Genomic DNA, 20,249 nt, shown 5'->3' with positions numbered 1-20,249 from the left:
TAGGTAAACTCTATTTTAACTGAAACGGTGGAATGCGGGTTTGAGGTGGGTGTGGATTTAGTGAGTTTTTTTTAATTACACATAGTAGATAAAAGAAATTTAGTCCAGTTTGTAATATTCCACCCATATTATGGGGAATAGAGATAAGAGGAAAGAAAGTAACGCACAATGTAGACGTGCATTGAAATCTGGCAAAGAGTGTAACTGTAGAAATAGTAGTGCAAGTATTGACATATTTATTGTCTCCCTGTAACTCCCTTGTTCCCAACGTAACTTTGTTTTTCCCTGATGTAACTTAGTTGGTTTCGAAGCCGGAAAAGAACTGAGAGGACAACGGGCAGAAACAGTATGTATCTCAATGGTTTTCCAACCAACAATCAAACGTCTGTTTAACCAAAAATCAATACAAAAAGAACTGGATTCCATTGAGGGTCCAGTTCTTTTTGTATGGGATCAGTATCTCTTCCATCCCTTGGCAATAGTGGTTTCAGGTAGTGTTCAATATCCATTCCAATTGCTTTTACTACCTTATCAATCCAACGAATCTTCAATCTCTATTCAGTGTGTTTCCCAACTTTGTTTCAGTCTTTTCTTAGATCTTTTTCTCCCAATTCTGGGAAAAACTTAGTTACAATGTCGGAATGTTCTATACAACCCAGACACCTGATTTCTGGTAAAAATCGGGCGTTTTGGGTACCAACTTAGTTGCATTTCCTTCAGGCGTAAAAGTGGGGGTGAAGCCATGGGGCGAAGGTGATGAGGAGGATTTGGGGAAATACCAACTAAGAAACAGAGGCATATAGTAGTATGAAGAAAATGATAAGAGATAAGAGGTAAAAGAATTCTTTCGATTTGATATCTGAATCATTCATTCGTATAGGCTCTGATTTGCTAATATTCTAAAAGGTTATGTTATGCTAAGAATAGATTTCTAACTAATTTTGATAGGTATAGAAATAATTTGATATATACATATGAGGTTCATTGGGAGGTATGTTATGGGGATTCAGTTGCTGCATAAAGATATTGGAGGAGAATTCTTCAATTTATTAGAAGGAACAACAGAAGCTATTTATATTATGTCTCCGTTTATAAGCTATCCAACTGCTCATAGCTTAGCTACATGGTTAGAGGAATCGGAGTATAAGGTCGAATGTAAAATTATTACACGATTCAATAGAGAGGAATTTATTCAAGGTGCTAATAGTATCAATGGTCTCGAAAGACTTCTTGAAGCAGGTGCGGAGTTGTTTGCACTTCAACACTTGCATTCTAAATTATATATTTTTGATGAGAAAAATATTATTTTGGGATCAGCTAACTTTACTTTAAGTGGATTTTTTAAAAATCATGAGTTAGGCCTAATAGTAAAAAATGAAGTTGAGTTTAGTAAACATTGTGTAGATTACTTTATGGGTAGCTTACATAAAATTTGTGAATTAGGCGACTATAGAATTACAAATGAATTAGTCAAAAAAGAGTTAGAGGCTGTAACAAAGGCAACTACTGGAAGAGGGAAGATGAAACAAGGGTCAAATCCTAATGAGTTCAATCAGAAGCGTTGGGGTGCAGTTATAGATGTGAATGAAAACTCAATTCAAAGCAATCCAAGTTATAACTTCAAAGAACATTTTGACATTCTTGAGGATATTAATACAAAAGATTTTATAGATGCAGAAAACTTCACCGGTGCAAGGATAAAATTTGAGGGTAATAGTAATGATAGAATTAGCAATAAAGAAGTATATGTTACTAGAAAAAAATATAATTATGAATTTCTTAATAGAACTTTTTATCCGTTAAGACCAAGAAGTGTTCAAGATGGTGAGTACCTTTTTATTGCAGTTTTAAGCAAAGATAAATTTGGTAATGATACACCAATGATAGTAGGTTATGCAACTACCTATGCTTATAAAGATGAAAACGTAATTGATGAAACTAATCCTAAATTTAAAAAATGGAATGGCCGTTATCCATATTATATTGAATTTACTAATGGTAAATTTTTAAAAATGCCAGTAGAAAATGGTATTTCGTTAATAGAGTTAGTGAATGGTTTAAAACACAAAGTTTATCCAGGTACAATAAAATCACCAGAAATACCGATATCTCAAATATTAAAAAGGCATCACCAAAAAGCCCATATTAAAATTACAAATGAAGCTAAGCAATTCTTAATAACGAGATTAGATAAACTTTTTGATGAACATGGTTATGATACAATTTTATGATTCCTAGATGACCCTAAGTAAAATTAATGTTTCCAATCCGAGGGTTTTTCCGGTACTTTTCCGGCAGACCCTCGAGTTTTTTTATGCCAAAATCAGCAAACCCTTGACCATTAAGGGTCTAGTCTTCCCCAATTCATTTTTTCAGTATTTTTTCTTACTTTTTCGAACCAGTGGGTCCTCTGTCTTTCATTCGGTATTCTATCAAGTAGGAACGTAATTATTTTATAACAGAAAATAGATGTATAGATAAGGGCGTCGATCCTTGGAAGAGAAGAAGTTGAGTGGACTGAGAGGAAAGAGGGCAGAGAATCGTTATTTTTCGATGGGGACAAAGTAGATGGAAAAAGGGGTAGGAATTAAGATTTGAAGGAGAATTTAGTATAATAAATAGAAAGGTTATAGGAAGATAAATTAGGATGTGAATAAATATGCTTTCTCTTGAAGAGTACATATCAAAAAGAAAAAAGGAAGACCGAATTAATGAATTTGATATTGAGTCAAAAGCTCAAAACATGCAAACGTTTATGAACTATATATTCGAATATTTTAATCAATACCTTGATATTTCAAAGATGGATGAAAAAACAGTGTTAAACGAAGAACGACTTGAAAAGTATAAAAATTCCCTTCGGAACTATGAATCCGAAATTCAAGAATGGTTAGTTGGAATTTATGATGACTATGACAAGCAACTAAATCGTTCCATTGTTAGTTATCTTAAAAAGGATGATTTATTTTATCTATACAACACTGACCAAGAGTTTCGCAGTATTTCTTATGATTGTTATGCTCACCTCATCAAGAAAAATCATTTTCTGAAAGAACAAACTGAAATGCTTTTCCTTTTTATCAAAGATCATCATCGAAATCAAAGCAATTCAAAAATGGATTTTGAAAATATCTATATATCAGAGGAAGTAGAAGGGTGGATTAATAAGACGTGGGACAAATATCAAGTAAATTTGCTGACTTTTGCTTCAAACTATGTGTCTCGCTTTTTTGAAAATGAGGAAACATGGGATGCAAAGCATAGGATTAGAAGCAAGGATAGTTGGCGGAAATATGAGTACGACTATAAACAAAAAAATAATTTATTCAACATTAACTCATTATTTAGAAGAATTTCCAATAAACCTTTTATCAAAGGAAAAAAACAATTACTTGAAATATTATTAATGTATTGTTGGCTTCATGAAATTGATGGTGATGAAGACTATTGGCAGGAATATATAAATAAGGCATTAACTTCATAAATAGTTGCTTACATTATTTTTAATCATGAAACGGGTCTATTGGATTAATAGTTTCCACTGATTATAGTCAATGGAATGTTTTGCTAATAAAATGAGCGGTAGAAAGAGAGGAAAAAGAGCAGGAAAATACTACCTACTCAATGATTAAATCGTATATTCAATACAAATTCGGGCTGGATTCAATTCAGTCTTTTTCTTTTTGTTCAATGTTTCTACAATACTTGGACTAGAACTGGTTTAATATTATACCTGCTTAATTTTCAGGTGATTATTAAATAAGGCTTTTCGTATATGTTTTTCTGAATCTCCATTGACTCGATAATTTTAAAAATACCGTTTCCTATAGTAAATGGTAAATGGGTAAATTTTTTAGTATATGGCAATCATCTCAAAGTAGTCTTCAAAATAGAGATTATTAATTGGTAACTTTTGGAATCGTGGGAAACTGCGAATAGAAAGGAATTAAGTTATTCATATTAAATTGCAAGAGGTTCACAAAAAGGTCTTAATTAATAACCTCAAAAAATAAAAGGAGTTGTATTGTAATGAAAAATTTAATGGAGCTTTATGAGGAATACCGTTTTAGTTCGGGGTTGAGTATGAATAAATTGGCTAATTTGGGTGAGATTGATGTGTCTTTTTATTCAAGGCTAGTTAATGAGAAACGGAATTCGCTAAACGTACTTGATGCTGCTAGATTGGCAAAAATTCTTAATGTACCAGAGGAAAAGTTTTTAAAATCAATTGGATTGTGATTTGGTTAAGTTTTTTGACATGTGAAATAATGGTCTGTCTGTAAATATTGATATAGATGACAAAGAAGACGGCGTGTATGACTTCCGTTTAAGAATACTGTAGTACATAGCTGATATTCTTATACAATGTTATGCACGTTTCTTCTTATATAGTGCATTTATTTCAGAATCGAATTTAATCAATAATTTTAGATTTTATATTAGTAATGATAAATGTAAATTATTCAGTATTACCATTTAAAACATTCCAAATGAAATGTAGACCTCGGTTAACAAAATAGTAAACATTGTTAATAACTTAGGAGGAATATAAAGTGAGCAAGAATGGAGCTAGAAAAGAGACATACTTAAAAATTCATAATAAGTTATTTTCGGAATTTTTAAGTAGTGTAATTGGCGAGGAATTTGTCAAATCCTCTATTAAGTGTGAATTGCGTATGTTTAAATCCAAGTATAAGAACGGAAAGCCTATAGACCTATCCGCAGTCACACGTGAAAGAGGCATTAAAATTTATGCTGAGTATCAAATAGGTCCATCTGATATATATAATCACTTTGAGAAAAAAATAAAGCTACTAATCGAGAATATCCAAGAAGGTATCATAATATGGGTGGCATCAGAATTTAACCCAAATCATATAAACAAGGTAAAGCGACTACTAAAAAGTAATCGTGATAAGCAGATAGATTTTTTTGCGATTCAAATAAACCCGATGGTGTTAGATGTACTTGAATACTGTAATCAAGGATATGAGTTAGAAGTATATAATAAACTCGATATGATTAATCAAATTGGCTCTCCTCCTCTATTATTAGTTGATAAATACATACCATTGTCAACATCTTATTTAGCTGTACCATATAAGGGGCGAGATGAAATTTATGATTTTTCACGATTTGAAGATAGAAATAAATACCTCTTGGCTAAATTGCGAGAGATAATCCCATATTATTTGAATTTCCATACCGAAAAAGAATCTTTATTAAATAAGATATTAAGAATTGCTGCTGGACGAGATGGAATTTATTATGATGCTACAGTTTATGATAATTCAGGAAAGGCATTTGTAAAAATTTGTTTTAGTAAAAGTTATAATAATTGGTACAAGGTTTTTAAATCTCATAGCAATGTAATAAGGGAAAAAATCAGCCGGGATATTCAATTTAGTGATGGAAATCGTGCAATTAGCTATTATATGCAATCTAATCTCGATAATATCCCTGAAGTAGTTGATAATCTTATTGAAGTTTATGAAAAGTTTATTTTGTTCTTCTCACCTTTTACATATAGTAGAAGAGACCCAAATGAGATCGCTATCATTAATTTTGACCAATATAATAAAAATTTATTCAAGAATAAGGATTGATGGAGGCAACTGGAAATGAGAAAATGAGCAAAACTATACATGTAATTTCTCCGAAACTGGAGAAAATCGAACAAAAGATGATCAATAAAATGGAATTAAATGTGGAAACTTTACAAGATCGATTCGACACCCTTGAAGAGCATTCAGTTGTCTTAAAAGAAGTTACAAACCAGATTCTAAAGAGACAAGACAGACTAGAAAATACCCTGGTTGAAATGATCGGACAAATTAATGAGTCCCTTGATAAAAATTCGATTATTTTAAATGAGCATGTTACATCTTTTCAAAAGGAATCCTTTATTACTTTCCAAAATCAAAGTCAAGATATAATCGGTTGAAAACTCATAAAGCTCCGAATCAACCGAAAGAGTTTCAAATGCTCCAGGTAATCTTAGATTAATAAGGATCAAATAAATTAGAGAGGAGTGCACGTAAGAAAATGAATGAAATGAAAAGAAATCCAGAAAGAATAAAGGTGATACTGAATCTGCTACAAGGAATATGGGAATCGTACCCAGATATGCGTTTGTTTCAATTAATGGACTTATTGAAACATGAATACTCATCCAAAAATAATGGGTTTGGAAAGCGGAAAGGGTTTGAAATAGATTTTAAGGGACATAAGTTGCCAATTTCCTATATAGACTTATTTTACCTTGAAGATAAAGATTTTGAAGAATTTCTGCAGTCTTTTATAGAAAATTAGAGGACTGACTAAGGGTTTTAGCAGTATTAATAGGAGGTTATGATTAATGGAAGATTCTTTACACAAAGCGGGATATATGATTGTTGAACAAAACGTAGATGTTAATGAAACTGATCAGCTTGGGAGAACCCCTTTACAAATTGCTTCTTGTTTTGGATTCTATCAGGCTGCTAAACTTTTGTTAGAGAATGGTCTATGTGGATAAAGGTGTTTTTATTGGGGTCAAAACGGTTGGGATGGACATACGCAAAATGAGATCATTGATTTGCTAACATCTTGGGAAGAATAATAAACGGTTAATAATAGACCCCAAATATCATTGATGAGGGGTCTTATCTTTGTAGCTCTCTGTAAATTCGTGAACGCACTGGGAAATGATATCACGTAATTTCAGATGTCTGAACTTAGTTGAGCATAGATTGGAAAATTCCTTATACACCTGGGAGTTGATTTGCATTGATTTTGTGATAGTTTCGATGGTTGGGTCATAGACAATCGGATTTAAGACTAACTGATCAGCATGGACCATCAGTAGCTTTTTAAGCTCTTCCATGTGTTCTGATATGAACTGAGTAACTTCACTGGGCTCTCCATCTGTATTGATATGCTTTTCAATCTCCTTATACTCCTGTATAGAGAATGTTTTCTCGTATTGCTTCTTTGACTGGTTGAAGGTGTATCCACCCCTACGCATTTCCTTGCAAAACGTACTATAGCTTATTTGGTGTTGTTCGGCGACCTTTTTCAGGTCTTTCACGTCAGCTAACAAACTATTCACATATTCTGCACGTTCAATTAGGTCCATCTTTTGAAATTCCTCTTGCTGCATTACACATCACTCTCCTGTTTTCCTAGTAGTTTGTAATTCCTTTTATACTATTGTTTTCATGAATGTTTAATAACTTATTGTGGTTCGAGTAAAAAGTTATATTTCGACATTATCTTCAGTAGTATATTGAGCAATAACAAAAATGGGACTGGTGATGCCAGTAAAATAAACTGGGGGTAATGATATGAGCAATATTGAGGAAATAGATATGGCATTTAATAATTTTGGCGAATACGTTAGAAAAGTACGGAAACAGTATGGGATGAGTCTCCAGGACTTAGCGGATAGAACAAATTTGTCTCCATCGTTCATATACAGAATTGAAGTTGGGAAAAGGCAAGCTCTTTTGAACAGTAGGCTAGTTATCTTACTTTGTGGTTTCGATTGGGATACAGAGAAGCTCATGGCATATTTAGAAAAAGTCTTAATGAACATTGAAGAATTTAAGAGGATAACAAATTAAGAGCAATGCCATTGAATAACACGGAATTCCGTGTTATTCAATGGCATTTTTTACTATTTGAATTGTCATTAGAACTTGATTGGACCCGTTTCTGGTACACTATTCAAGTGATTATGGATGTTAATGATCCATATAATGTACTCAATCAGGCTCTAATACGGTCTTTATGTGGAGAATACACAAAAAGAATGTGTGTTTGAATCATTAGGACAACAAGAAGTCTAGTTTTATGAAGACTGACTTAATGTTTGATCTCTTTTGACATTTTATAGCAATGAACCAAACTCTTATGAGAAATAATCTTATCGTATTAAGTTCATAATTTAGTATTTAAAGTATCATACCTTTACCATTGAGTTCCTAGTGGAATAAGACTAAAATAATAAGTATGTAAGAACTATGCAAGAGGTGAAACCTGTGGAATTGAAAATGTTTTATCGTACACAGAGGGATTTAGCTATTGATTTGAACAAGCTAGTCGATTCTTATTGGCAGGAAGAGTTAAAAGATAATGAGCTAATAAATGGAATTAAGAACTTATACGAAAATAATCAAGAAAAACTAATAAAGGACAATCATTTTACAAAAGTAGTTCAGCAACAATGTGGGAAGAGACGCTTAGCTGTCGTGGAAAAAGTATTGGAAATAAAGTAGGTAAAAAGTCTTGTCCGAAAGGTATGATTGTATGACAATAGAATTAGAATATTCTTCAAGTTTAAATGGGGCATCCTTTTTACTTTTTGAGTTAAAGCAGGTCATAAAGTTAAAGCAGTTTGGACTTTCCAAACAGGAAATTAGGCAAAAAGTAAAAGAGGAAAATCTGTTTCAATTTAATAACCAAGGGAGAATCAACAGAGCACTACCTTCCGTTATGAAAAGGGCTGAAGCTATTGATGAGACTCTTGCGGCCTTGATGCTGGAAGGCTCGATTGAAACGGGAAAAGTCCTGAACCTATATGCCATCATAAAAACAGATTTGCTGTTCTATGAGTTCATGGATGAGGTAATAGGGGAAAAACTACATAATAATGATTATTTAATTGAAAAGAAAGACATCAACCTCTTCTTTACCTCTAAGTCAGAGCAAAGTGAAAAGATAGCGGGTTGGAGCGACACTAATATTGAAAAGTTAAAAAGAGCTTACATGCAAGTATTGTATGAAAGTGGAATACTAAGAACGAGAAAAGGTAAAGAGCTGAATAGGCTAATTATTGATGAACAGATAAAGAATCATCTCACTCAAATTGGTGATGCTTGTTATGTACGTGCGATGGGTGAGTAGGAGGTGATATGGTGAGCAACTTAAAAGCAAGAGCTGATAAAATAGCTGATAAAATTAAGGAAGATAAATTTATAGAAGGTCGTGGTCTGGGAAATGAAATTAGTTTTTATGTGTTTGACTACGAACCTAATCAAGAGTTGTATATTAGAGACTACGTTAAGCGTATCAAAAGGCAGTTTAGTTATGAAGGATCGAATCGAAGAATAATCGAGTTTGATTTGTATAAGATGCTCATTGACATAACAAAGCAAAAAAGAATTTTTGATCGTATTTTTGAAATGGAAGAGCGTCAAGGGAAAGATCAATTGTTTAGAGCAATGACTACATTTGCCAAACCGGAAGTGTTTTTAGAAAAAATAAAGGAAAAAATAACAATGGATGACTATAATGTGGTGTTTCTCACTGGAATAGGAAAAGTTTATCCATTTGTTCGCTCTCATAACATTCTAAATAACTTACAAGAAGTGTTGGACAATGTACCGGTTATCATGTTCTTTCCGGGAAAATATGATGGACAATCATTACAGTTGTTTGGAAAATTTAAGGATGATAATTATTACCGGGCTTTCCGATTAGTTGATTAAAAGGGATAGGGGGAATTTAGATGATTATTAAGGATATGTTTCAAAAAGATATTGAACGTGATATTCGTGGGGTCATAAAAGTAGCCCAACAAGACGAAGACAATATTTATCAGGAATTGGACGAGTATGTTGTTACACGTGAATTGCAAAAACATCTTTCCAAGTTTTATGAGAATTATGAAAAAGGTATAAATGGTGTAACAGACAAAATGGGAGTTTGGATATCTGGATTCTTTGGTTCTGGTAAATCACACTTTTTAAAAATCCTCGCTTATTTACTTGAAAATAAAGAGATAAATGGAAAACAAGCGATTGACTTCTTTCAAGATAAAGTACAGGATCCAATTGTTTATGCGAATATGCAACGTACTGCTGATGTAGAAACAGAAACTATCCTGTTTAATATTGATTCAAAGGGTTCACTCGATAATAAATCAAAGGAAGATGCGATTCTTCGTGTCTTCATGAAGGTTTTTTATGAACATCGTGGCTATTACGGGGATATACCCGGTGTAGCTGAGATGGAAAAGTACCTGGATAAACAGGGAGTGTACAATGCGTTTAAAACGGAATTTAAGGCGTTAGCAGGTGAATCATGGGAAGAACGTCGTAACAGCTTCTATTTTGATGCTGACTTTGTCATTGGGGCTCTAACTAAAGTAACTGATATGACTGAAGAATCAGCACGAAATTGGTTTGAAAATGGTGTTAATAATTTTGAAATCAGCATTGAAAAGTTTGCAAAAGACGTTAACGAGTATGTTAACGGAAAGGGCAAGAACTTTCACCTTATTTTCCTAGTGGATGAGATTGGGCAATATATTGGGGACAACCGTAACCTGATGCTAAATTTACAAACAGTAGCGGAAGATCTAGGAACTCACTGTAACGGAAAGGTCTGGATTATGGTTACATCACAAGAAAGTATTGATAGCATCATTAAAGTGAAAGGGGATGACTTCTCCCGTATCCAAGGGAGATTCGATACCAGACTATCGCTATCATCCATTTCTGTTGATGAGGTCATTAAAAAGAGGATTCTCCTAAAGAAGGATTTTGCGAATGACAGATTGAAACTTCTTTACCCGGAAAAGAGTGCTGTCTTAAAGAACTTAATTAGCTTTAGAGAAAGTACAGCAGATTTACGTGGCTTTGAAAATGAACAGGAATTTGCCGATGTTTATCCATTCATTCCATATCAGTTCAAACTCCTACAAAATGTGTTTGAACAAGTACGGAAACATGGTTCTTCTGGTAAGCATTTATCTGAAGGGGAACGTTCCATGTTGTCGGCATTTAAAGAAGCTGGTCTTCAGTATAAAAATGCTGAAGAAGGTACACTTATTCCTTTTTATGTTTTTTATGACACGATTAAAGAATTCCTGAATCCATCAATTTCGAGGGTAATAGAAGGAGCTTATGAGAATCCAGCTTTAAAAGATGACGACTTTAACATCGACCTATTAAAGGTACTATTCATGATTAAGTATGTAAAAGAGTTACCAGCAAATCTTGATAATATTGCAACACTAATGGTGACACATATTGATGAGGATAAGTTGCAACTTAAAGAGAAAATTAAGGTTTCTCTAAGAAAGCTCATCTCCCAAACGTTAATACAGAAAAATGGGGATAACTATATCTTTTTAACGGATGATGAACAAGACATTAATCGGGAAATTAAATCTCTGAATATTGATGAAGACATCGTTAAGCGGGAGTTAGCAAACTACATTTTCCTAGATCTTTACGATGAAAAACGTTTCCGTTATTCCAGTGAATATGCCTTCACCTACAATCAGAAAATGGATGAGAAAAACTATGGAAACCAGATATCTAATATTGGAATACAAATTCTTTCCCCGTTATCGGATCACTATCATAAATCCGAGCAGGAATTAATGATGATGACTTCTGGTAATGGGGAAATGATTATTAAACTTGGTGGTAATGAAGCATATATCGAAGAAATTGGAGAAGCATTACGGATTGAGGAATTCCGAAAAAAAACGAACATCACACAACTGCCTGAAAACATCCAAAATATCCTAAATAACAAACAAGCCGAAGTCCGTGAACGCAGAAGAAGAGTTCGTGAGCTTTTGGAGGAGGCAATTAAAGATAGTACTTTCTTTATCAATGGAGACAAAGTTGATATTAAAGGGTCAACCGTTCGTGAAAAAATCAATGCTGCCTTTACCGTGCTAGTTGATAATGTCTATACAAAACTTGGCTATGTGAAAGAGCATTTGGAAAATGAACGGGAATTAATTTCGATTCTAGCTGCAAACGATGAGCAAATGTCATTGGAAGATACGTTGAAGGTAAACCCGAATGAATTGGCTAAGAGAGAAATATCAGATTTTATCAGTTTACAAGATGATCTAAAAAAACAAGTTCGAGTAAAAATCTTATATCATCGTTTTGCTGATAAACCTTATGGCTGGAAAACGCTTGATATAGCAGCGTTGATAGCTCAGTTACTGATAGATCAACGTATACGCATTCGTTATAATGCGGAATATCTAGAACCAGAAGTAAATGTAAATACACTTATTACAGCATTTACTAAAACTGCGGATGCAGATAAGGCTATCGTGCTAAAACGGATAAAAGTAGATGAAAAGTTAATCAACACAGCTAAAAATATTTGTAAAGATGTATTTAATAAGACAGATTTGGCTGATGATGAAGACGGATTACTTAGGGACATAAGAATCCTTGTTGAAAAACAGATTAACGAAATTAAGAATTACAAAGCTCGTTATGAAGGTAGAAAATATCCTGGAATGAGCTTACTTGATAAAGGGTTGGAATACTTTGAGCAATTTCATAATGGTTTAGACAATGTATCGTTCTTTAATAAGTTACAGGAATTAGAAGATGACTTACTTGACTGGGAAGAAGATATTATCTATGTAAAAAGTTTCTTTGGCACCGACCAGAAAAAGATTTTTGATGAGGCTTTAGCTGCCCTGAAAAAGTATGAAGAAAATAATGCTTATTTATTTGGGGGAGAGATAGAGAATGTCAAAGAGAAGCTCCATTCGATTGTCCAAGATCCAATTCCTTATAGAAAAATAAAAGATATTCCAGAACTCATTAACGCCATGGATGAACAGATAATTTCCGTACTGAAAGAGAAAAAGGAAAATGCCCATAAAAAGTTAAAAGAAGATAATGATTACCTATCATCATTGACATCGCATTACGGTGTATCCAATGAAACAAAAGAACGGGTAATGCATTACTATCGAGAACTTAATAAAAATATAGATGCTTTTAATGATATTTATAAAGTGGATGCCACAGTTTCCCAAAGTACGAGCTTTAAAGAAAAAATGGAAAAAGATATTGACAGAGAAATTAAAGAGTGGCAACGGAAAAAAGCTGAAGAAGAAAGAAAACGTACTGGTGGTAAAGCTGTTTATCCGGTTGCTCCAGTTATTCAAAAGCAGCCTGTTAAAGTATCAAAATTGGTCACTGTTAAAACCTTAACAACAGAAGGTGAGGTTGATAACTATATCAATACACTGTCAAGTAAGTTAAAACAGATCATTAAAGAAAATAAACAAATTGAGTTTATCGAGTAATTGGGGTGGAAATGGATGAATAAATCGGCATTAAAGACCTTTGCTACGAGTGCTAGAAGAGAGTTATTGAAAAAGGTCGAAGCAAAGGCTATGAAAATTGGTATTACTGAAGACAACATAAAAAAAGCAGATATTGAGAGTTCGGATGCCATCTTTATTGATGGCAGACAGTTATCAAAGGAAGAAAAGATTCAAAGGAATAAATTAATAGACCGTATCAACCAAATTGGTTTCAGACAAGTCATGGAAGAAGTTGCTTATACATGGTTTAACCGATTTACTGCCTTGCGTTTTATGGAGGTAAACGACTATTTACCAACGAAAATTAGAGTGCTTTCTTCCACTAATGCTGCCAGTACCGAGCCAGATATGATGAAAGAGGCACTATCGTTGGACTTGGATTTGGATAAGGAATATGTTTATGAGTTGAAAATGAACAATAACTCAGAAGAACTGTTTAAATACCTTATTATTAAGCATTGTAATGACTTAAATCGTTATATGCCGTTTATGTTTGAGAAGATTGATGATTATACCGAAATCCTATTTCCTGAAGGTTTGCTTGCAACTGATTCTTTTGTTCGTCATATGACTAACACTGAGATTGTTCCAGACGATAATTGGAAGGAAATTGAAGTTATCGGATGGCTTTATCAGTATTATATTGCGGAAGAAAAGGATCAAGTTTTTGCAAATCTGAAAAAGAATATAAAAATAACAAAGGATACACTCCCTGCAGCGACCCAGTTATTTACTCCAAATTGGATTGTCCGATATATGGTGGAGAACTCATTGGGACGTATTTGGCTTGAGAGCAATCCTAAGAGTAATCTACGATCAGGATGGAAGTATTATTTAGATGACGCTGAACAAGAGGATAGTGTTCTCAACCAACTGGAAGAAATTCGATACCAGAGTGCTAATCCTGAAGAAATAAAGTTTCTTGACCCTTGTTGTGGGAGTGGACATATACTCGTATATGCCTTTGATATCTTTTATGAAATGTACCTTGAAAAAGGATATATGGAGAGCGAAATTCCAAAATTAATTTTAGAAAATAATTTGTATGGATTAGATGTAGATGACCGAGCTGCTCAATTAGCTTCTTTTGCTATTTTTATGAAAGCTAGAGAGAAGTCACGTCGAGTATTTAAACAAAATATTAAACTTAACATCCATGCTATTCAAGAGAGTAATTGGATATCAGATGAAGTTATTGATTATTTAATCAATGGGACAGAGGATAATAATATACGACTTAGTTTAAAAAATACTCTAAATTATTTGCGAGATACTTTTTGGGATGCAAAAGAATATGGATCAATTCTCAATGTAGAACCTTTAGATCTTACAACAATAGAAAAACGATTATTTGAGCTTGTAGATGAACATTCTGATCTTTTTGGGATATTAGTAAAAGATAATATTTTAGATAAATTCCCTGGAATATTATTACAAGCAAAGCTAATGAGTACGAAATATGACGTAGTATGTACTAATCCCCCATACATGGGAAGTAATGGTATGGGTGAAAAACTTTCAAGATATTTAAAAAGTAATTTTCCAAACGTAAAATCAGATATGAGTACAGTTTTTATGGAAAAAGCACAATCCTTTTGTAAAAGTCAAGGATTAATTTCTATGATAAATATTCCAGTATGGATGTTTTTAGCAAGCTACAAGAAGTTAAGAGAACATATAATTTCACATAATACTATTGTGAATATGCTGCATTTTGGGCGAGGGGTATTTGGATCTGATTTTGGAACAACTGCATTTGTTATATTGAATTCTAATGTACAAAATTATAGTGCCGTTTACAGAAGATTATTTAGTGATAGGGGAGCTGTAGAAAGTTTAGAAAAAAAAGAACAGTGGTTTTTTAGTGGTGTTGGGAAATATTATGCAAAAAAGGAGGATTTTATTAGGATTCCCTCAATTCCTATTGCTTATTGGGCTAGTGAAAATATGCTTAAAACATTCAAATATACTACAGTTGGTTCAATACTAACTACAAGAGAAGGGATGGCAACTGCTGATAACGACAGGTTTTTAAAGTTATGGCATGAAGTAAATTTTCCTGAAATCACTTTTAATACCACAAGTACTGAAGAAGCGTTACAAAGTAAGGGAAAATGGTTTCCCTATAATAAAGGGGGAAGCTATAGGAAATGGTATGGTAACAATGAGTATATAGTAAATTGGGAAGATGACGGAAATGAGATTAAAAATAATATTGATAAACGAACTGGTAGAATACGATCTCATAATTATAATGGAGATTTTGCATTTAAAAAAGGTATTACATGGTCAGCATTAAGTATGGGAAATATTTCAGTTAGATATTGTGAGGAGGGTTTTTTGTTTGACTCTAAAGGGGCGAAGGGCTTCTCCGAGGATTATGAAAGCTCTTTATACGTGTTAGCTCTAATTAATAGTATCGTAGGAAAGACTTTTTTAGAGATAATTTCTCCAACTATTGACTTTAAAGTAGGGGATGTAATTCAAATCCCACTAATAATAAAAGAGAAAGGCAAAATTCTTGAGAAGGTTCAAGAAAACATCCTCTTGTCAAAAGGGGATTGGGACTCTTTTGAAACTTCGTGGGGGTTCAGAAAACATCCATTAATTGAAAGCCCTACATTAAATATCAAATCAGCATTTGAACAATGGGTTCAGAATACTGAATCACAATTTAATCAACAAAAAGCGAATGAAGAGGGATTAAATCGTATCTTTATAAACAATTATGATTTACGGGATGAACTAATACCTGAAGTAAACGACAAAGATATAGCAATCCGAAAGTCTGATTTGGAAAGAGATATAAAGAGTTTCATCTCCTATGGAATTGGATGTTCGTTTGGACGTTATTCTCTTGATGAAGAAGGTCTTATTTATGCAGGTGGTAAGTTTAACCCTACACGGTATAAGACATTTCCAGTAGATCAAGATAATATTCTTCCTATTCTTCCAGGATCTTATTTTGAAGATGACATTGTTACTAGATTTGTTGACTTTGTTAAAACGACATTCGGAGAGGGAACACTTTCTGAAAACCTTGACTTTGTTGCAGATGCACTTGGTCGCAGGAATGATGAAACTGCAAAAGAAACGTTACGTCGTTATTTCTTGAATAATTTTTACAAAGATCATGTAAAGACATATAGTAAAAGGCCAATTTATTGGTTGTTTACATCGGGTAAGGAGAAGGCTTTTAACTGTCTCATATACATGCACCGTTATGATAAAACCACTTTATCTCGTATTCGGACAGATTACTTGCATGACTATCAGATTCGTTTAGATGCTGAAAAGAAAGACTTGCTAAATATCATTGAAGGGGACTCAACAGCAAAAGAAATTAGTAATGCCAAGAAAGAACTGAAATCCCTTGAAAAGAAAATTGACGAGCTCAAAGCGTATGATGAGTTATTGCACCACATGGCTGATATGCAAATTGAAATTGACTTAGATGATGGAGTAAAAGTGAATTATGAAAAGTTTAAGGGGTTAGTTGCAAAATTATAATTTTTTGATGAAAGGCGAATCCAATCTTGGATTTGCTTTTCTTCTCATAAAACCTACATGCTATAGAGTAAGGGTGTGAAATAATGGATTTAATAGAATGGAATACAGTATTCACTGATGTTTTAACTGGAGTTATTTTACTTGGAATTGGAGCTGTTTTTGGCTTTATTACGGGCAAAAAGAAAACTGCTTTAACAATAGAAAGAAAAAATGAACTTTATCAGCCATTACTTGAAGAATTAGAATCAATTAGTTACTTAAAGAATGACGGATTAACAACAAAATTGGAAGCTCCTTTTTTGGCCGAAACTATTGTAAACGATTATAAATATGGGTATAGAAGGAAATTAAATAAAAAATGTACTTCTTTGTATTCACTAATAAATCAGTACAACAGTATAAACATAGTTTCTGTTGCTCATAACATAATTGTAGATATATTTGAAAACTCATACGAGGAACTATATGGTAGTAAAATTGAGGGGATTAGTTATCATTCAGACATTGACGGTAATGAATGGGAGGAAGAACATTTAGCGGAACCTATAGAATTTATACGTCGATTCTTATCTGATAAGTCTATTGTGAGCCTTTTAAACTCTGAAGGAATGTACGACAGTGAAGTTTGTATTGATAAAAAGAACAATATTTTTGTCCCTATTTATGGACAGTTGGTATCAGTATTTTATTCTGTATTAAATATGGAAATTAATGGTGTAAGATACCAATTACCCCCAATAAAGAAGGAGTTAGAAATGTCACCTGCCGAGTACATGGCATTGAATGATTTTTTTAAAGAATTTAATGCCAATACAGAAACTCTAAAGAAATATAAGTTGAAAGAAGAAATTATATCGAACTCTCAAGATATAGTACAAGATTTAAAAGAGGTAATTAGAAAAATAGTTCGAAATACATGAAGTTGAAGAAATAAGGAAAAACCAGATAATAGACTTTACAAGTTTGACTAAGTTTTTTTAGGGATACAAATGTACTTCTATTCTTAGAGGAAAGTAGCTTTTTAAACAATTTGTAAAGGGTAGAAAGTAAAATATTGTTCTATAATGAAAGATAGAAAGAAGGTGTATGTGATGAACATAAACCAAATAGAGTCTGCATTAACAGATATATTTAATGAACCATTAAAAGAAGGAGAGCAGCGAAAAATTGTGTTCTGGGTGGACAAGGATAATGAATTTACCGAAGACATTGAACGAATCAATATAGATGGTGTAAAAGTTCTTACATTAACTGACTGTAATCAATTTCACACTAAGTATTTGCTTGAAGAAGAAGATTATACATCTTCATACTTGATTTATACCAATTTGGAAATAGGTGTGGAAGACAACTGGTTAGCGGATACGGTGTTTTATTCTAAGACATTCTATGCTGATCGGATTTCACTTATTTTAAGTGAGTTACATATTGACCCATCTTTAAGGGTGGTTATTAAAAAGTATGAACGTTTCTTTAATAACAAAGAACGTTTTAAAAAGTTCTCAGCATTAAATATTGAATCCTATTCAGAGGAAATAATAGAATTGGCAATCATGAGTGTCCTATGCAATATCAAAACACCAGATTTTGAAGCAGTCTTAAAGGCTGTGTTAATGGATACGCTAGATGACAAGGAGAACAAATACTTATCCCTTCTTGTAAAATTCTTTGATATAGAAGTGTTTTGGACTTATGTTGTAAATCACTATGGTTATAATTGTGAAGAGAAAAGCCTAAAAACATTATTTATCCATTTAATGGTAACGTCATTTAGCCAAACGGTAGGCGAGGATAATATAAAAGACATGAAAGATTTTGTTGCCAATCGAAACAAATCGAATGCCCTGGTGTTTATCGACCATTGGATGCACCACAAGACAGATTTTGTTATTTTCGATGAATATGCAGAAATGGTTGAGCGGGAAATTCAACTCCCTAATATTATCAATAATCTACCAGTTGAAACATTTAAACAAGCGGATACTTTTCCGTATATCGACAGAGCAATTATCATTTACATCGCTAATGGCCTTATTACACAACTTGAAGATTTTGAGGAATACACTAGACTTATTAAATTGAGAAGAGTAAAGCATTACTATGATAACTTTGCTTCCATATATGAAGCACTTTACTACACTGTTAAAATGCAAGAGTTTTATCAAGAACATCGTCAAGGTATTCCACAAGGTCGAGCAATTGATTTATATCAATCATACGTTAAAGAATATTATCTAATGGATACATATTACCGCAAGTTTTACGTGGCTTATGATGAGGAAAGTAACCATGATTTATTGAAAAAGTTGAAAACACTTGTCGAAGATTTATATACCAATTGGTACATGGGAGAGTTGAGCACTAATTGGTCACAAGCAGTTGAATCCGAAATGACACAAGATTGGTCACTACCTGGTGTGAAAAACCAGCAAAACTTTTATTCTTCTATTATTGATTCTAAAGTACGGAATGGCGACCGAGTTTTTGTCGTCGTGTCTGATGCTATGCGTTATGAAATAGGCATTGAGCTTTATGAACGGCTCAATTCGGAAACTATGGGAACTTGTGAAGTGGAAACACTTCTCGGTGTTGTTCCGTCTATTACGAAACTCGGAATGCCATCGCTGCTTCCTCACAAAGATATATATATAGATACGAATGCTAGAGTGTTTGTTGACGGTAAAGATTCTTCTGGGGTGGAGAATCGGAAAAAAATTATTGAATCAAAAGTGGATGATAGCATAGCTGTTCATTTTCAAGATGTACTTGCTATGAATAAAGCTGGGCGAAGAGAAACCTTTAAGGGTAAAAAGCTCATTTATATCTATCATGATACCATTGATGCAATGGGCGATAAGGCTTCAACCGAAGTTTATACCTTTAATGCAGTAGAAACAGCATTGGATCAGCTATACGACCTGGTTAAAATAATCCGAGATGATTTGAGCGGAACGAATGTGTTTATTACTGCCGATCATGGCTTCCTATACCAGCGGGATGCGTTAGAAGAAAGCGATAAGATTGGACAAGACTCAAAGAATGCTATTGAAGTGAAACGACGCTATATCCTGTCAAAAGAACAGCGAGAAGTTTCTGGACAGTTAGCAATCAATCTATCGTCCGTTGTTAGAAATGAACAGCAAATAACAGCTTATGTTCCAAAAGCAACACTTCGGTATAAAATGCAAGGAACTGGTATTAATTTTGTCCATGGTGGAGCAAGTCTTCAGGAAGTAGTTGTACCACTGCTGTCATTTAGAAACAAACGTACTGGACAAAAAGGTGCCAAGGCGATTAAAAAAGTGGATATTAAACTTACGAATACGACTCGTAAGATAACAAATAGCATTTTTAATCTTGAATTTTTCCAAACCGAAAAAGTGGAAGATAAGATAACTCCTCGAACTGTTGTCATCTATATGGCTGATGACGAAGGGAACGTAATATCTAACGAGGAAACGATTATAGGTGATCGTCCGTTTGATAATCCTGCTGATCGCACTTTCAAACTAAGGTTTATATTGAAGAGTATTTCTTATGACCGAGATAAACCGTATTACCTGACTATTAGGGATACGGAGACAAGTGTCGTAGTGGAGAAAATACCATTTAACATCAATCTTGGTATAATCAGTGACTTTGATTTTTAGTGAGA

At 33.3% G+C, this 20,249-nt stretch carries 16 protein-coding genes; 15 read left to right on the top strand and 1 reads right to left on the bottom strand.

The window, feature by feature from the left end:
• Positions 1-998 precede the first annotated feature (998 nt).
• The 7 genes from CWR45_RS09450 to CWR45_RS09420 all read left to right on the top strand — a co-directional run bounded on the left by CWR45_RS09450 (position 999) and on the right by CWR45_RS09420 (position 6,517).
• Positions 999-2,231 (top strand): phospholipase D family protein, encoded by a 1,233-nt coding sequence (locus tag CWR45_RS09450; protein WP_170138834.1) that lies wholly within the window; start codon positions 999-1,001, stop codon positions 2,229-2,231.
• 428 nt (positions 2,232-2,659) lie between these two features.
• Positions 2,660-3,484, top strand: coding sequence for a hypothetical protein (locus CWR45_RS09445; RefSeq protein WP_115749628.1), 825 nt, complete (start codon positions 2,660-2,662; stop codon positions 3,482-3,484).
• Positions 3,485-4,029: 545 nt separating this feature from the next.
• A complete protein-coding gene (locus CWR45_RS09440; protein ID WP_115749627.1) occupies positions 4,030-4,239 on the top strand; it encodes a helix-turn-helix domain-containing protein in 210 nt (69 codons plus the stop codon).
• A 314-nt stretch (positions 4,240-4,553) separates the two neighbouring features.
• Positions 4,554-5,606 carry a hypothetical protein gene (locus CWR45_RS09435; RefSeq protein ID WP_115749626.1) on the top strand — a complete coding sequence of 351 codons (1,053 nt, stop codon included), beginning with the start codon at positions 4,554-4,556 and terminating at the stop codon, positions 5,604-5,606.
• Positions 5,607-5,629: 23 nt separating this feature from the next.
• A complete protein-coding gene (locus CWR45_RS09430) occupies positions 5,630-5,944 on the top strand; it encodes a V-type ATPase 116kDa subunit family protein (protein WP_147294830.1) in 315 nt (104 codons plus the stop codon).
• 101 nt (positions 5,945-6,045) lie between these two features.
• Entirely contained in the window at positions 6,046-6,312 is a 267-nt protein-coding gene (locus CWR45_RS09425) for a hypothetical protein (RefSeq protein WP_115749624.1), read from the top strand.
• Positions 6,313-6,358: 46 nt separating this feature from the next.
• Positions 6,359-6,517, top strand: coding sequence for an ankyrin repeat domain-containing protein (locus CWR45_RS09420; RefSeq protein WP_115749623.1), 159 nt, complete (start codon positions 6,359-6,361; stop codon positions 6,515-6,517).
• A gap of 111 nt (positions 6,518-6,628) precedes the next feature.
• Here CWR45_RS09420 and CWR45_RS09415 read toward each other — a convergent pair whose 3' ends face one another.
• Positions 6,629-7,141: a hypothetical protein gene (locus CWR45_RS09415; RefSeq protein WP_115749622.1), complete on the bottom strand. Its 513-nt coding sequence runs from the start codon at positions 7,139-7,141 to the stop codon at positions 6,629-6,631.
• 184 nt (positions 7,142-7,325) lie between these two features.
• On the opposite strand from CWR45_RS09415, the gene CWR45_RS09410 reads away from it, so the two are divergent.
• From CWR45_RS09410 to pglZ, 8 genes are all read left to right on the top strand, one after another.
• Entirely contained in the window at positions 7,326-7,604 is a 279-nt protein-coding gene (locus CWR45_RS09410) for a helix-turn-helix domain-containing protein (RefSeq protein ID WP_211315959.1), read from the top strand.
• A 417-nt stretch (positions 7,605-8,021) separates the two neighbouring features.
• Positions 8,022-8,258 (top strand): TIGR04540 family protein, encoded by a 237-nt coding sequence (locus CWR45_RS09405; protein WP_245975397.1) that lies wholly within the window; start codon positions 8,022-8,024, stop codon positions 8,256-8,258.
• A 31-nt stretch (positions 8,259-8,289) separates the two neighbouring features.
• Positions 8,290-8,886, top strand: coding sequence for a DUF1819 family protein (locus CWR45_RS09400; protein WP_115749620.1), 597 nt, complete (start codon positions 8,290-8,292; stop codon positions 8,884-8,886).
• 11 nt (positions 8,887-8,897) lie between these two features.
• On the top strand, positions 8,898-9,470 hold the full coding sequence (locus CWR45_RS09395; protein ID WP_115749619.1) for a DUF1788 domain-containing protein: 573 nt from the start codon (positions 8,898-8,900) through the stop codon (positions 9,468-9,470).
• 20 nt (positions 9,471-9,490) lie between these two features.
• The gene (gene brxC, locus CWR45_RS09390) at positions 9,491-13,063 is read left to right on the top strand and encodes a BREX system P-loop protein BrxC (RefSeq protein ID WP_115749618.1); all 3,573 of its coding nucleotides are present in this window, start codon (positions 9,491-9,493) and stop codon (positions 13,061-13,063) included.
• Positions 13,064-13,078: 15 nt separating this feature from the next.
• Complete coding sequence (gene pglX / locus CWR45_RS09385) at positions 13,079-16,594, top strand: BREX-1 system adenine-specific DNA-methyltransferase PglX (protein WP_115749617.1); 3,516 nt, start codon at positions 13,079-13,081, stop codon at positions 16,592-16,594.
• Positions 16,595-16,677: 83 nt separating this feature from the next.
• Positions 16,678-17,514: a hypothetical protein gene (locus tag CWR45_RS09380; RefSeq protein WP_115749616.1), complete on the top strand. Its 837-nt coding sequence runs from the start codon at positions 16,678-16,680 to the stop codon at positions 17,512-17,514.
• 171 nt (positions 17,515-17,685) lie between these two features.
• Positions 17,686-20,244: a BREX-1 system phosphatase PglZ type A gene (pglZ, locus tag CWR45_RS09375; protein WP_115749615.1), complete on the top strand. Its 2,559-nt coding sequence runs from the start codon at positions 17,686-17,688 to the stop codon at positions 20,242-20,244.
• Positions 20,245-20,249 lie beyond the last annotated feature (5 nt).

Origin of the sequence: Oceanobacillus chungangensis (genome assembly GCF_003369565.1) — a bacterium.
Classification (GTDB): Bacteria; Bacillota; Bacilli; order Bacillales; family Amphibacillaceae; genus Oceanobacillus; species Oceanobacillus chungangensis.
Note: the sequence above shows the minus strand (reverse complement) of the source record. Positions and strands in the feature narration are given on the sequence as shown.